The 12,862-nt window shown below is 57.8% G+C and carries 15 protein-coding genes; 10 read left to right on the top strand and 5 right to left on the bottom strand.

The window, feature by feature from the left end; genetic code table 11:
• Positions 1-82 precede the first annotated feature (82 nt).
• Both ACR0BD_RS03635 and ACR0BD_RS03640 read left to right on the top strand, forming a co-directional pair.
• Positions 83-538: a methylated-DNA--[protein]-cysteine S-methyltransferase gene (locus tag ACR0BD_RS03635; protein ID WP_480828948.1), complete on the top strand. Its 456-nt coding sequence runs from the start codon at positions 83-85 to the stop codon at positions 536-538.
• Between the two features lie 75 nt (positions 539-613).
• Positions 614-1,081 carry a hypothetical protein gene (locus ACR0BD_RS03640; RefSeq protein WP_480828949.1) on the top strand — a complete coding sequence of 156 codons (468 nt, stop codon included), beginning with the start codon at positions 614-616 and terminating at the stop codon, positions 1,079-1,081.
• Positions 1,082-1,083: 2 nt separating this feature from the next.
• On the opposite strand, the gene ACR0BD_RS03645 is transcribed toward ACR0BD_RS03640, so the two are convergent.
• The 4 genes from ACR0BD_RS03645 to fsa form a co-directional block, all read right to left on the bottom strand.
• Positions 1,084-1,779: a CDP-alcohol phosphatidyltransferase family protein gene (locus ACR0BD_RS03645; protein WP_480828950.1), complete on the bottom strand. Its 696-nt coding sequence runs from the start codon at positions 1,777-1,779 to the stop codon at positions 1,084-1,086.
• A gap of 68 nt (positions 1,780-1,847) precedes the next feature.
• On the bottom strand, positions 1,848-2,768 hold the full coding sequence (locus ACR0BD_RS03650; protein WP_480828951.1) for a tyrosine recombinase XerC: 921 nt from the start codon (positions 2,766-2,768) through the stop codon (positions 1,848-1,850).
• Positions 2,765-3,472: a DUF484 family protein gene (locus ACR0BD_RS03655; RefSeq protein WP_480828952.1), complete on the bottom strand. Its 708-nt coding sequence runs from the start codon at positions 3,470-3,472 to the stop codon at positions 2,765-2,767. Before ACR0BD_RS03655 ends, ACR0BD_RS03650 begins: the two co-directional genes overlap by 4 nt.
• Before the next feature lie 201 nt (positions 3,473-3,673).
• Positions 3,674-4,327 carry a fructose-6-phosphate aldolase gene (gene fsa, locus ACR0BD_RS03660; RefSeq protein WP_480567831.1) on the bottom strand — a complete coding sequence of 218 codons (654 nt, stop codon included), beginning with the start codon at positions 4,325-4,327 and terminating at the stop codon, positions 3,674-3,676.
• Between the two features lie 88 nt (positions 4,328-4,415).
• Between fsa and ACR0BD_RS03665 the strand changes: the two genes are divergently transcribed.
• The 4 genes from ACR0BD_RS03665 (at position 4,416) to ACR0BD_RS03680 (ending at position 9,311) form a co-directional block, all read left to right on the top strand.
• On the top strand, positions 4,416-6,611 hold the full coding sequence (locus tag ACR0BD_RS03665; protein ID WP_480828953.1) for a primosomal protein N': 2,196 nt from the start codon (positions 4,416-4,418) through the stop codon (positions 6,609-6,611).
• A 79-nt stretch (positions 6,612-6,690) separates the two neighbouring features.
• A complete protein-coding gene (locus ACR0BD_RS03670) occupies positions 6,691-7,923 on the top strand; it encodes an MFS transporter (RefSeq protein ID WP_480828954.1) in 1,233 nt (410 codons plus the stop codon).
• A gap of 64 nt (positions 7,924-7,987) precedes the next feature.
• Entirely contained in the window at positions 7,988-8,866 is an 879-nt protein-coding gene (locus ACR0BD_RS03675; RefSeq protein WP_480694726.1) for a 50S ribosomal protein L11 methyltransferase, read from the top strand.
• Positions 8,867-8,966: 100 nt separating this feature from the next.
• Positions 8,967-9,311, top strand: a complete 345-nt coding sequence (locus ACR0BD_RS03680) for a hypothetical protein (RefSeq protein ID WP_480694724.1) — start codon at positions 8,967-8,969, stop codon at positions 9,309-9,311.
• Between the two features lie 109 nt (positions 9,312-9,420).
• On the opposite strand, the gene ACR0BD_RS03685 is transcribed toward ACR0BD_RS03680, so the two are convergent.
• Positions 9,421-9,633, bottom strand: a complete 213-nt coding sequence (locus tag ACR0BD_RS03685) for a DUF1127 domain-containing protein (protein WP_480828955.1) — start codon at positions 9,631-9,633, stop codon at positions 9,421-9,423.
• Positions 9,634-9,966: 333 nt separating this feature from the next.
• Here ACR0BD_RS03685 and ruvC point away from each other — a divergent pair, with 333 nt between their 5' ends.
• Genes ruvC through ACR0BD_RS03705 form a run of 4 tightly spaced genes read left to right on the top strand, consistent with a single transcriptional unit; the run spans position 9,967 to position 12,846 of the window.
• Complete coding sequence (ruvC, locus tag ACR0BD_RS03690) at positions 9,967-10,464, top strand: crossover junction endodeoxyribonuclease RuvC (RefSeq protein ID WP_480694720.1); 498 nt, start codon at positions 9,967-9,969, stop codon at positions 10,462-10,464.
• Positions 10,461-11,138 carry a Holliday junction branch migration protein RuvA gene (ruvA, locus tag ACR0BD_RS03695; protein WP_480694718.1) on the top strand — a complete coding sequence of 226 codons (678 nt, stop codon included), beginning with the start codon at positions 10,461-10,463 and terminating at the stop codon, positions 11,136-11,138. Before ruvC ends, ruvA begins: the two co-directional genes overlap by 4 nt.
• A 4-nt stretch (positions 11,139-11,142) precedes the next feature.
• Positions 11,143-12,162, top strand: a complete 1,020-nt coding sequence (gene ruvB, locus ACR0BD_RS03700; protein WP_480828958.1) for a Holliday junction branch migration DNA helicase RuvB — start codon at positions 11,143-11,145, stop codon at positions 12,160-12,162.
• A gap of 60 nt (positions 12,163-12,222) precedes the next feature.
• A complete protein-coding gene (locus tag ACR0BD_RS03705; protein ID WP_480828960.1) occupies positions 12,223-12,846 on the top strand; it encodes a hypothetical protein in 624 nt (207 codons plus the stop codon).
• Positions 12,847-12,862: the final 16 nt, after the last annotated feature.

A 12,862-nucleotide genomic window follows, 5' to 3' on the forward strand; every position in this document is an offset into this window, starting at 1 on the left:
CCGGGATATTTTTAGCCATATGAAGGGGCGGATCGTCAGGAATCGGGTTGCAGGTGGTGCGATACATCTGCAACCTTTTTTCATGCCGATGATTGCAGTTGATACCCAATTCGGCCGCCTTGGGGTCGAGGAAACAGAGGGCGCGATAACGCGTCTTGTTTGGAATGGTGTGAATGAAGGCCCCGTAACGCCTTTGCTAAAAGAAGCTGCCGCGCAATTGGTGGCTTATGACCTAGGCAAGCTGGAGCGATTTGACCTACCTTACCGCATCGCCGGGTCGGAGTTTCAACGCAAAGTCTGCGACTTGATGTTTGCCATTCCGTTGGGCGACACGCGCACCTATGGAGATATTGCGAAAGAGCTGGGGCAGCCACCTCAGCCCGTCGGTCAGGCGTGTGGCGCGAATCCGATCCCGGTCATCATCCCGTGTCACCGAGTGTTGGCTGCGAACGGTTTAGGTGGCTTTTCGGGCGAGGGTGGGGTTGAGACCAAAGTGGCCCTGTTGCGTCACGAACGGGCTGCAGGGCTGCTGATCTGAAGGCGGATTTCTGTTGCAATTCCATTGCTTGAGGCCCACTTTGTGTCAAACAGAGATTTCAAAGGATGGTATGGAATGACTGCTCAACCAGATCCGGGCGCTCGCAAGAAGGCCATCATCGACCGCCTGATGTCGCTTGAGGAACAGGAGCTTGCGGCGGCGCAAGCGCATTATGACGCGTTCCTTAAGGATTCGCAGTTGGATGATCGTGAGGTACATGACAAGGATGACATAGTTGCCTCGCGCGAGAATGCGGATCTGGCGGCTGCGTTTGATGCCCCTTTGCAAGCCCATCATGCCAAAATCGACGTGATCGAAAATACGGATTTTGGTCTGAAGGACACGGTGCAACCGGGCGCTGTTGTCCGCTTCAATGGCCGGAGTTTCGTTGTCTGCGTCTCGACCACGCGGTTCGAGGTCGAGGGGACAACATATATGGGGATTTCAACGCAAAGCCCAATCTACCTTGCCATGACAGGTCTGCAACAGGGCGACGTGTTTACCCATAACGGCACAGAGTATGAGGTCGACGAGGTTTTGTAACCTCAGGCTTTTCGGGGCGGAATGATCTGCTGTAGGATGCCGGCTGATGCCAGGTAAAGACTTGTAATCACCAGCCCCCAATGCGCCCAGCTTTCAGGGTGGAAATCGACCCACGCGGCCCAGCCGGCAAAGAATGTCCATGCCAGCGCCATCGGCAGGGAAACTGTCCGCCACCGCTCCGTGCGTACAGGGTGGATGAACTTTAGCGGCAGGAACATTGCAACCGACAGCACCGTCACCAAAGCCAGAATAATCCAGAAGTTTGGCTGCAGCGCGAAGATCACGATCACAAACATGTTCCAGCAGCCGGGAAAACCGGCAAAGGAGTTGTCTTTGGTCTTCATGCCGGTGCCCACGAGGTACATGGCGCTGGCGAATGTTATGACAATGATGGCGAACCAACCGGTCCAGCCATCCATCAGGCCAGACTTAAACAAGGCAAAGGCTGGTATGAAGATATAAGTCAGGTAGTCGATGATCATGTCCAGGATCATGCCGTCGAATTGCGGGGCATTTTCCTTGACGTGGTAGTGGCGCGCAAGCGGGCCATCTATGCCATCGACGATGAAGGCAACGACAAGCCACAGGAACATCAGGCTCCACTTTTCGTCGACCGCTGCCAACATGGCGAGCATTGCGAAAACGGCACCAGTGGCGGTGAACAGATGAACGAGTAAAGCTTTGAATCTGATTGTCATCCGTGTCTCTTGTACGATGCGGGGGCGAGATGCAAACCAAAAGCCGCAACACATCCAGATGCTGTGTGTCAGGCTTTGGGGTGCGCGCGGTTGTAGACTTCCATCAGGCGGGCGGTATCTACCGCTGTGTAGGTTTGGGTTGTCGACAAAGAGGCGTGGCCCAGCAGTTCCTGAATCGCGCGAAGGTCGCCCCCGGCAGACAGCAAATGTGTGGCGAAACTGTGCCGCAAAGCATGCGGTGTTGCGGTCGCTGGCAGCCCCAATTGAGCCCGCGCCTTGGCCATCACGCTTTGAATTGCGCCGGGGTTCAAAGGCCCGCCCCGAACGCCACGGAACAGAGCTTTGTCGTCGGCTTGCGGGTGCGGGCATAGCTGAAGGTACCTGTCGACTGCCGCGCTGGCGGCAGGAAGGACAGGTACGATTCTTTCTTTGTTCCCCTTGCCGATGATCCGCAGCGTCCCTGCAAGCGGCGCGTCCTTTCCAGTGAGGGACAGTGCCTCTGAGATACGCAAGCCGCAGCCGTATAGCAGCGTGACCACAGCGACGTCCCGAGCGGAGACCCAGTCGCTGGAGGATTGGAGCTCGACCGTATCGATCATCGAGCGTGCGGCGTCTTCGGCCAGTGGGCGCGGCAGCTTTTTGGTGAATTTGGGCGATCGGGTCGATAAAACTGCAGTCGGTTCAAACCCTTCGCGTTCTGACAGCCAGCGGTAAAAGCTTTTTACGGCGGACAGTTTTCGCGCCAACGACCTGGCACCGACCCCTGATCCGCGCTGATCAGCCATCCAGGCGCGCATGTCCGAGACCGAAATGCGAGCCAGAGCAGCAAGCCCCTGACGTTCGCTATGATGTAATGTCATGAATGACAGAAACTCGGTCACGTCGCCACGATAGGCAGATCGCGTGTTCTCGGACCGACCGCCAAGAGCGCCCAGGCTTTCCAGCCAGTGTTGCAGCGCGTCGCGGCAGGCCGGTGAGATCAGGCTCACGACAGCCAGTTGCGCATGGAGCGTTCAAACACACCTGCGAAGAAGGACAGCAGGTCTGTACCCAACTGCGGCGAGAAATGGTTGGGGTCTCTGGCGCTCATGATGATCATGCCGGGCAACCGACCCGCACCCAGATCTAGTCTCAGGCAGGCTTCGGATCTGAGGTGATCGGCCGGCTCGCCAAAGATGCGGTGGGTCGGGTGGATGACTTCGCGCAACACGACCTCGCGCAGGGGGCCGCTGCGATCAAAGGTCAGGTAGTTGTCGACAAAGCCCGGTTCGACCACGGTCAGCACTCGGCCCAGCTTGTCGATTGCCGGGTCGTCCTGAACAGCTGACGTTTCCAGAACCAGTGTGATCCGATCGACACGCAGGATTTCAGCGACGTCTGTGCCCAGCGTCGTGAGAAAATCCTCGAACCCGACGGGTTCAAGCAATCGAAGGATTGCACGATGGACCTGATTGGTGCCTGCCAGGTTTTCGTAGGCGGCGGCGATAACTGATCGGTGGGTGTCTTCCAAGCGATCCAGCCGCGCTTCAAGCCGTTGCATCGCGATGCCGCGCAGGTCGATGATGTTGTCGCCGCGTGACTGTTCGTCTGCCGTGACAAGAGCCTGCATGAGGTCCTTGTCGTCCAGAACTGCATCAGGCTCGGCCAGAATAGCCTCGCGGAGAGTGTCCTTGAGTTTGGTATTACTGCTCATGTCCCGTCCGGTCTTTTTTGTTTTGACGCCTTATAACACGGCTGGCGCCTTTTGACTCGGGAAAAATGAGCAGTTGCTGGGAATTCGTTCGTTTTACCGATAGGGTGGGCTCTCCCGCCTGCAAGAACCAGATCAGAGATCAGGTTCTAAGCAGTTGGGCCGGGCGCGGCGCCTTTCGGCACCGCGCGGTCGCGCAGGGGATCAGAGGATTTTCTGACCGGTTTTGGCCCAGTCGGCCAGGAAGGTTTCAAGGCCTTTGTCGGTCAACGGGTGATCGGCCAGTTTCTTGATCACGGCGGGCGGTGCGGTGATCACGTCGGCACCGATACGGGCGCTGTCAGTCACGTGGTTCACGGTCCGGATTGAGGCCGCGAGGATTTCGGTTTCGAACCCATAGTTGTCATAGACCTGACGGATATCCGCGATCAAGTCCATGCCATCCAGGTTGATGTCGTCCAGACGGCCGATGAAGGGCGAGATGAAGGTTGCGCCCGCTTTGGCGGCCAGAATGGCCTGATTGGTTGAAAAGCACAGCGTGACGTTGACCATCTGACCTTCATCGCTGAGGGTTTTACAGGTCTTCAGTCCGGCCCATGTCAGTGGCACTTTGACGGCAATATTCGGCGCGATCTTGGCCAGCTTGCGGCCTTCGGCGATCATGTCGTCAGCCTCGGTAGCGACGACTTCGGCGGAAACGGGGCCTTCGACCAGATCACAGATTTCTTTGGTGACTTCCAGAATATCACGGCCCGATTTTAGGATCAGCGAGGGGTTGGTGGTTACGCCGTCCACCATGCCCAGATCGTTCAGTTCAGCGATGGCGTCGATCTCGGCGGTGTCTACGAAGAATTTCATGAGGGCAGTCCTTTGATGGGTTGGCCTTGGTCGCGGATGGCTTTACCCCAAAGAGAGACATGCTGAAACCCCCTGCAAAGGATATGCGTTGGGTACCCAGGAGTATTTCGATCAAGGAGAGCTGGTGGCCGTGCTAACCACACAGCCGCTGGACAGGACACTGGATTACAAGGCACCCGAGGGTGGGTGCTTTCTGGGTGCGTATGTCGAGGTGCCGCTGGGACCGCGCAAAGTGCTAGGCGTCGTGTGGGGGCCGGGGCAGGGTGGTTTTGACCTAAGCAAGGCCCGTTCGGTAGTCCGGGTGCTTGAGGTCGCGCCGATGCGAGAGGAAATGCGGCTGTTTCTGGGTCGCGTGGCTGACTATACGCTGACGCCGATGCCGGCGATGCTGCGGCTTGCAACGCGTGCTCCGGGGTTAAGCGATCCACCGTCGATGCGAAAAATCTATCGTTTGGGAGAAGGTGACCCCGACCGGGTAACCGAGGCACGGACGCGCGTATTAGAGGTTTTGCGGGAATACGGAGGCCTGGCCTTTACCCTGAAAGAGCTTGCGGAACAGGCGGGGGTTACCTCATCCGTTGTAAAGGGGCTGGTCAAGCAAGGCGCTGTCCGGGAAGAGGATAGCCCGCGCGATCTGCCCTATCCGAATTTGGACCCGGATTTGCCGGGCAAGGCGCTGACCGAAGATCAGGCCTCCGCAGTTAAGCAATTACAATCGGGGCAACGCACAGGTGACTACGGCACGACTTTGCTGAAAGGTGTGACCGGTTCGGGCAAGACCGAGGTCTATCTGGAAGCGGTGGCCGAGGCCTTGCGGATGGGTCGGCAGGCACTGGTTTTGTTGCCCGAGATCGCCCTGACAGCCGAGTTCCTGACGCGGGTCGAGGCACGCTTTGGCGCGCGTCCGGCCGAGTGGCATTCGGGCGCCACCATGACCGAACGCCGCCGGGTCTGGCGGATGGTTGGTCAGGGGGATGCGCAGTTGGTTGTGGGTGCGCGTTCGGCCTTGTTCCTGCCGTTCCGCGATTTGGGGCTGGTGGTGGTCGATGAAGAACACGACACCTCATACAAACAAGAAGACGGCGTGCACTACAGTGCGCGGGACATGGCGGTGCTGCGGTCCTCGATCTGTGGGGCGCGCGTGATTTTGGCCAGTGCGACACCCTCGCTGGAAAGCTGGGCCAACGCCGAGGCTGGAAAATACGCGCGTGTTGACCTGACCGCGCGGTTTGGCGCCGCCGTTCTGCCCGAGATGAAGCCTATCGACATGCGCGCCGAGCAGATGCAACCGGGGACGTGGATATCGCCCTCTTTGCGGCAAGCGGTGCTTCAGAGGATCGATCGGGGCGAACAGTCGCTGCTTTTCATCAACCGCCGTGGGTATGCACCTGTAACCTTGTGCCGGGCGTGTGGCGAGCAGATCGCTTGTGATCATTGCGATGCGCGGATGGTCGAGCATCGCTTTCTCAAACGTTTGATGTGCCATCAATGCGGGGAAACCAAGCCAATGCCCGAGGAATGCCCATCCTGCGGGGTCGAGGGCAAGCTGTCCCCGGTTGGGCCGGGAATTGAACGATTGGCGGAAGAAGCCGAAGCCAGTTTTCCCGAGGCCAAGATTGCGATGCTGAGTTCCGATCTCTTTGGTTCAGCCCGCGCGTTGAAGGCCAAGATCGAAGAGATTGCTGGAGGTGACGCGGATATCGTCATCGGCACGCAACTGGTGGCCAAAGGGCACAATTTCCCCAAGCTGACTTTGGTAGGGGTGATCGATGCCGACCTGTCGTTGCATGGCGCAGACCTGCGCGCGGCGGAGCGCACGTTCCAACTGATGCGTCAGGTTGCGGGCCGCGCTGGGCGAGCCGACAAACCGGGGCAGGCGCTGTTGCAGACGTTTCAACCAGAGCATCCCGTGATCCGTGCGATTCTGTCGGGTGACGAAGAAGGGTTCTGGAAGGCCGAGGCTGCCGGGCGGCAAGCCGCCGGAGTACCGCCCTATGGGCGGATGGCTGGGATCGTATTGTCCGGCCCCGAAGTCGGGCCGGTGTTTGACATCGGAAATGCAATGGCGCGGAATGATGCGCCTTTGCGCGACATTGGCGCTCAGGTGTTTGGACCCGCTCCGGCACCGATTGCGCGTATCCGTGGACGGCATCGTGTCCGTTTGCTGGTTAAAGCCCCTAAGGGGGCACCAATTCAGGACGCTATCGCCCGCTGGATCGCACCCCTGCGCCTCAAGGGCGATATTCGTTTGACCGTCGATATCGATCCGCAAAGCTTTTACTGACTCTGCATGGGCGCAGATTGACTGTGCGTGCACGTGTACCCTCTCGCCAATTGCAAGAAATCGGCGTAGAGGGGAACCCATGTTGAAGCCCATGCCGCTCTCCGAAGCCCAGAGCCTGCCGTTCTGGCGCCGCCCTATGACGCTTTTGTTCATGATGGCGCTGATGATGCCCATTGCGTTCAACGCGTGGAGCGCGCTGTTGAATAACTTCGTCATTGAGGTCGCGAATTTCGACGGGGCAGATATTGGCCTACTGCACACAGTGCGCGAAATACCCGGCTTTCTGGCCGTTGGCGTCATTGCCGTGATCATCTTCATCCGCGAGCAGGTGCTGGCGATGATCTCGCTTATGATGCTAGGCGTTGCCACCGCGATCACCGCATGGTTCCCCAGTCTGGGTGGGCTGCTGTTTGTCACGTTATTCAGTTCGATCGGCTTTCACTATTACGAGACGGTCAACCAGTCGCTGCAGCTGCAATGGCTGCCCAAGGATCGCGCCCCGCAAGTGTTGGGATGGCTCGTGGCAATGGGGTCCGCGGCGACCGCAGTGGTCTATGGCTTGATCGTGCTGACATGGGATCGTTTCGATCTGTCCTACAACTTTGTCTTTATGGCCGCTGGTGGTGTCACTGCGTTCTTGGCGCTGTTTTGTCTGTTCGCCTATCCGCAGTTTGACGCGCCCACGCCGCAGACCAAAAAGCTGATCCTGCGCCGCCGTTATTGGCTGTATTATGCACTGCAATTCATGGCAGGGGCGCGGCGGCAGATTTTTGTCGTCTTCGCCGGTTTCATGATGGTCGAGAAGTTCGGCTTTGAAGTGCACGAACTGACCAGCCTTTACCTGATCAACCTTGTGATCAACATGGCTGCGGCACCGATGCTGGGAAAGGCCGTGTCGGTCTTTGGCGAACGACGCACCTTGATTTTCGAATATGCGGGGCTTGCCATCGTGTTCGCTGCATATGGTGGGATTTACTGGTTCGGTTGGGGCGTTGTGCTGGCCGCGATCCTCTATGTGATTGACCACGTTCTGTTCGCGCTGGCCTTGGCCTTGAAGACCTACTTTCAAAAAATCGCAGATCCCGCTGATATTGCGCCGACGGCCGCGGTGGCATTTACGATTAACCATATCGCCGCCGTGTTCTTGCCTGCGCTGCTGGGCCTGTTGTGGGTCGTGTCCCCCGGCGCTGTTTTCTTACTGGCCGCGATGATGGCGATGATCTCACTGGGATTGTCACTTTTGATCCCGCGCCATCCTGAACCGGGCAACGAGACGATCCTGTCGAGATTCGCGCCGTCACCCGCCGAATAAGGCAATGCTTGACCTTGGCGGCGTGGCATCCTAGGCGCTGTGGCAAATGACTCAGGAGGCCACGATGCCCACATTCACCGCATTGACCACTCTGACCGGTAAGAAGGCAGCCGAAGGCTTGGGTGAGGCGATGGAGAGGCTGGACCCGGAACCGACGGGTGTTGGCGTGTTCGAAGTCGAAGACGGCTCGGGCCTGTGGGAAGTCGGCGGCTATTTCACCGAAACCCCGGACGAAACCGCCCTTGCAGTGCTTGCGGTGGCGTTCGAAGCTAAGCCCTTTGTCGTTTCTGAATTGCCCGAAACGGATTGGGTCGCTCATGTACGCCGCGAACTTGCCCCGGTCGAAGCAGGCCGTTTCTTTGTGTACGGCAGCCATGATGCGGACAAGTTGCCCGAAGGGCGCATCCCTTTGTTGATCGAGGCCGCGATGGCTTTTGGGACGGGTCATCACGGTACCACACTGGGCTGCCTCAAAGCGCTGGATCATTTGCTGAACGAGGGCTTTTCGGCGACCAAGGTTGCGGATATCGGCTGTGGTACGGCCGTTTTGGCGATGGCTGCAGCGCGGGTGTGGGACGGTGAGATCATCGCCAGTGACATTGACCAAGTCGCCGTTGACGTGGCCGAAGCCAACCTGAAAGCAAATGGCATGACGGGTCAGGTCCGCTGCGTCGAGGCGGCGGGTTTCGATCATCCGGACCTTAAATCCCACGCGCCGTATGATCTGATCTTTGCAAATATCCTAAAAGGACCGCTGGTTGCCCTGTCACCAGAAATTGCCACGAATCTGCGCCCCGGTGGCTATGCGATATTGTCGGGAATCCTCAACGAGCAGGCCGACGAGGTAGCCGATGTTTATCTCCAAAATGGGTTCAATCGGACTGACAGGTCTCAGATTGGTGAATGGACGACGCTAATCTTAAGCAAACAGGGCGTAAATTAGGCCATTTACAGGAGTTTTCTGGATTCTCGCCACTTTTTTGGCGCAATCTCTTTCTACCGTTTTAAGGGTGAATTCTTGGGGGCGGTTATTGGAGGCTGCCATGACTACGAAGCAATTGGATTTTAATCAGCGTGTTCATCGCCTGAATAAAAAGCACGCCAAACTTAGCCGGGGTTATCGCGCGACGATGCGCAAGGATGGCCTTGTGGTTATGCGCCCGCAGCGCGTTCAGTCTGCGGTGCCAGCAAAGTTCTTGATTCTCTGCCTTGTCGGCTTTTTCGCGTTCAAAACGTTCCTGCTGACAAGCCTTGGTGCGGCCGGGTATCAATACCGTGTCGATAGTCTGAATGAAGGAACGCCAGTCGAGCAAGCCGGCGCGTGGATCATGCAGATCGACCCGGTTTCGCAATTTCTCTCGACTCAGGTCAGCAAGTATATTCCCTGAGTTTCGTCTGCTCTGACGATAAACGCCGCGCATTATTGATGCGCGGCGTTCTTTTGTGCCCCCGAGGGAGGAGAAGGGGCGAGTGAGTGAATGGCTGTAGTGCCAGGTCTTACCGGCGGCCCTCAGCGACGACGTCGATGTCGCCACGGCACATGCCGATGTCATCCAGTTCGCGATCCGTCAGACCGTTCAGCACATTGCGTGTAATGCGGGCGTCATTCCATTCGACAACGGCGTTGATAGCCGATGCAAAAAATCCGCCGATACGGCCAGCGAGGCCGAACGAGCCAGTGGTGGCGCGGGTGATGTCCAGTGCAGCCATATCCTGTTTCCTTCTGGTTAGAGTTCATCTGTCGATCATTCGATCTGAGCGGCATTTAGTGATGTCAGATCGACACTGCAAGCGCAGAAAATGCATGTGTCCTATGCATTTTTTGCAAGTCTCGAATTTCATGAAAGTCCTTTAATTCATTGACCATTTTCGCTTAATAAAGGTGTCGAATTCAGGCATTTCGCTGTCGCAAACGGGCGATGATGTCGGGACTGAGACAGGTCCGTCGGTTTTCGACTTTTGGTCAATTTGCTTGGAAAATGTTCACCCTTCGTGCTAGTCGAGGATTAAGTAACAAAAAAACAACGCGGGCCGAGGCGAATTATGCGAATTCTGGGCATTGATCCGGGGCTTAGAACCTTGGGATGGGGCGTCATCGAATCGCATGGCAGTCGTTTAAGTCACGTGGCCAATGGGTTGTGCAAATCCGACGGTGACGACCTTGGGGAACGCCTGCTGTCGCTCCATAATCAAATCGTCGAAGTCATTGCTGAGCATGCGCCTGATCAGGCCGCTATCGAACAGACCTTTGTGAACAAGGATGGAGCAGGGACGCTGAAATTGGGTCAAGCCCGTGGCGTTGCTTTGCTGACCTTGGCGCAGGCCGGTTTGCCGGTTGGAGAATACGCGCCGAACAGGGTCAAAAAGACCGTGGTTGGTGTTGGTCACGCCGAAAAAGAGCAGGTCCTTCACATGGTCAAATTGCAATTGCCGGGATGTCAGCCCAAAGGGGCGGACGCCGCTGATGCTTTGGCGATTGCGATCTGCCATTCCTATTACGGGGCATCCCCCCAGTCGCGAATGAAAAGGGTGCAGGCATGATTGGAAAACTCACCGGGCGGCTGGACTATCGGGCGGCGGATCATGTGCTGATCGACGTGCGCGGGGTTGGTTACATCGTCTACTGCTCGGACCGGACGATGGCCGCGCTGCCGGGCGTGGGTGAGGCCGTGTCGATCTACACAGACATGGTCGTCCGCGAAGATCTGATGCAGCTCTATGGTTTCTTGTCACTGGTCGAAAAAGAATGGCATCGCCTGTTATGTTCGGTGCAGGGCGTTGGGGCCAAGGTTTCGCTGGCCATTCTCAGTGCCTTGGGCCCCGATGGTGTGAGCCGCGCGATTGCGCTGGGTGACTGGGGGGCGGTCAAGGCGGCCAAAGGTGTTGGACCAAAAACAGCCCAGCGGATCGTTCTGGATCTTAAGGATAAGGCGCCGGGTGTCATGGCCATGGGCGGAACAGTGACCGAAGCAATGGACGGCCCCGATCTTGAGGTTGTTGAACTTGCGGAACCTGCACCTGCGCCCAAACGGAAAACAGTAAAACCGTCGGGCAATGCAGCCGCGTCTGCCGGAGCGTTGTCTGCGCTTTCCAACCTTGGTTATGGTCCTTCCGAAGCAGCATCCGCAGTCGCTGAGGCGGCAGCAAACCTGCCGGAGGCGGGGGAAGCCGAACTGATCCGGGCTGCGCTTAAACTTCTGGCTCCGAAAGGGTAAGTGAATGGTAGACGCCGATCCAACGCTGCGCCCCGAGCCGATGCCCGAGGATAACGACCGCGCCCTGCGCCCCCAGGGTTTAGATGAATTCATTGGGCAAGCTGAGGCACGTGCCAATCTTCGGATATTCATTCAATCGGCCCGGCAGCGGGGCGAAGCGATGGATCACACGCTGTTCCATGGCCCTCCGGGGTTGGGAAAGACGACTTTGGCGCAAATCATGGCGCGGGAGCTTGGTGTTAACTTTCGTATGACGTCTGGCCCTGTCTTGGCCAAGGCCGGTGATCTGGCGGCGATCCTGACCAATCTCGAATCGCGTGATGTACTTTTCATCGACGAAATTCACCGTCTGAACCCTGCGGTCGAAGAAGTGCTTTACCCCGCGATGGAGGATTTTGAGCTGGACCTTGTGATCGGCGAGGGGCCTGCCGCCCGTACGGTCCGGATCGAGCTGCAGCCCTTTACGCTGGTGGGTGCGACCACTCGGATGGGGCTTTTGACGACCCCGTTGCGGGATCGGTTCGGCATTCCGACCCGGCTGCAGTTTTACACGGTTGATGAGTTGCACGAGATTGTCACCCGAAACGCACGCAAGCTGGGCGCGCCTGCGGATGACGAAGGCGCGCGTGAGATCGCGCGACGCTCGCGTGGAACCCCCCGGATCGCGGGGCGGTTGCTGCGCCGGGTTGTAGATTTCGCGATTGTCGAAGGTGACGGCCGGATTACACGCGATCTGGCCGATGGAGCATTAACGCGGCTAGGGGTCGACAATCTGGGTTTGGACGGCGCTGACAGGCGTTATCTGACACTGATTGCGGAAAACTACGCCGGTGGGCCGGTTGGGATTGAGACACTTTCAGCGGCGCTGTCGGAAAGCCGCGACTCGCTGGAAGAAGTGATCGAGCCTTACCTGCTGCAGCAGGGTTTGATCCAAAGAACCCCGCGCGGGCGTATGCTGGCGCAAAAGGCATGGAGCCATCTGGGTATGGCCGCCCCAAAAGGGCAGAGCGATCTGTTTGGTTGAACCTGCGTGACTTAGAATTTAAGCGTTGGCCCAACTTGTTTCGTTCGTTGAGGATTGCGCGTGACACCGGAAGACATTCAGGCGTTGTTCACCCGTGAAAGCGGAGAGTTCTTGTTCGCACGCTGGGGCCGTCCCATCGTGCCCATCGTCTTTGGCGTCGAGGATGAAACGCTCTCGACTGTTAAAGGCGCGTTCGAGGCCGTGGTGGCATTGGCCGATCACAAGATGGCCGAGACCGATCCCGAACTGGGTGCCAATTGCATGGTGTTCTTTTTTCGCGATTGGAAAGAGCTGCTGGAAGTACCGGATCTGGACCGTTTGATCCCCGATCTTGCGCCTTTGGTCGACCGCCTTGTCGCGGCCGATGCCAACCAGTACAGAATTTTCCGTTTCGAAGAGGATGGCGCGATCAGAGCTGCGTTTGTCTTCTTGCGCATGGATAAGGAGCTGTCGAAGGTTCCTGCCGAAACGCTTGCACTCAGCCAGGTCGTTCAGACCATCCTCTTGTGGTCCGATACCGCATTTCGGACGCAATCCCCGCTTGCGGTTGCTGGCGGAACCACAGTTTTGCGACCGGATATCGCTGACCTGATCCGCGCAGCTTATGATCCGGTCCTGCCCGCAGCGGCGCAAGACGCATCTCATGCGTTGCGCCTGTTCGCGCGTTTGCAGCCAACGCAATAGGTGACTTTGCGCCGCG

The sequence above is a fragment of the Ruegeria sp. G5 genome, assembly GCF_056533365.1.

Bases quoted from the DNA above. Each gene is read 5' to 3' on its own strand.
- ACR0BD_RS03685 (WP_480828955.1), bottom strand. From the start codon at position 9,633: ATGGCTGCACTGGACATCACCCGCGCCACCACTGGCTCGTTCGGCCTC.
- ACR0BD_RS03675 (WP_480694726.1), top strand. From the start codon at position 7,988: ATGCCCACATTCACCGCATTGACCACTCTGACCGGTAAGAAGGCAGCC.
- ACR0BD_RS03645 (WP_480828950.1), bottom strand. From the start codon at position 1,779: ATGACAATCAGATTCAAAGCTTTACTCGTTCATCTGTTCACCGCCACT.
- ACR0BD_RS03670 (WP_480828954.1), top strand. From the start codon at position 6,691: ATGTTGAAGCCCATGCCGCTCTCCGAAGCCCAGAGCCTGCCGTTCTGG.
- ruvA (WP_480694718.1), top strand. From the start codon at position 10,461: ATGATTGGAAAACTCACCGGGCGGCTGGACTATCGGGCGGCGGATCAT.
- ACR0BD_RS03680 (WP_480694724.1), top strand. From the start codon at position 8,967: ATGACTACGAAGCAATTGGATTTTAATCAGCGTGTTCATCGCCTGAAT.
- ruvC (WP_480694720.1), top strand. From the start codon at position 9,967: ATGCGAATTCTGGGCATTGATCCGGGGCTTAGAACCTTGGGATGGGGC.
- ruvB (WP_480828958.1), top strand. From the start codon at position 11,143: ATGGTAGACGCCGATCCAACGCTGCGCCCCGAGCCGATGCCCGAGGAT.
- ACR0BD_RS03640 (WP_480828949.1), top strand. From the start codon at position 614: ATGACTGCTCAACCAGATCCGGGCGCTCGCAAGAAGGCCATCATCGAC.
- fsa (WP_480567831.1), bottom strand. From the start codon at position 4,327: ATGAAATTCTTCGTAGACACCGCCGAGATCGACGCCATCGCTGAACTG.
- ACR0BD_RS03655 (WP_480828952.1), bottom strand. From the start codon at position 3,472: ATGAGCAGTAATACCAAACTCAAGGACACTCTCCGCGAGGCTATTCTG.
- ACR0BD_RS03635 (WP_480828948.1), top strand. From the start codon at position 83: ATGCCGATGATTGCAGTTGATACCCAATTCGGCCGCCTTGGGGTCGAG.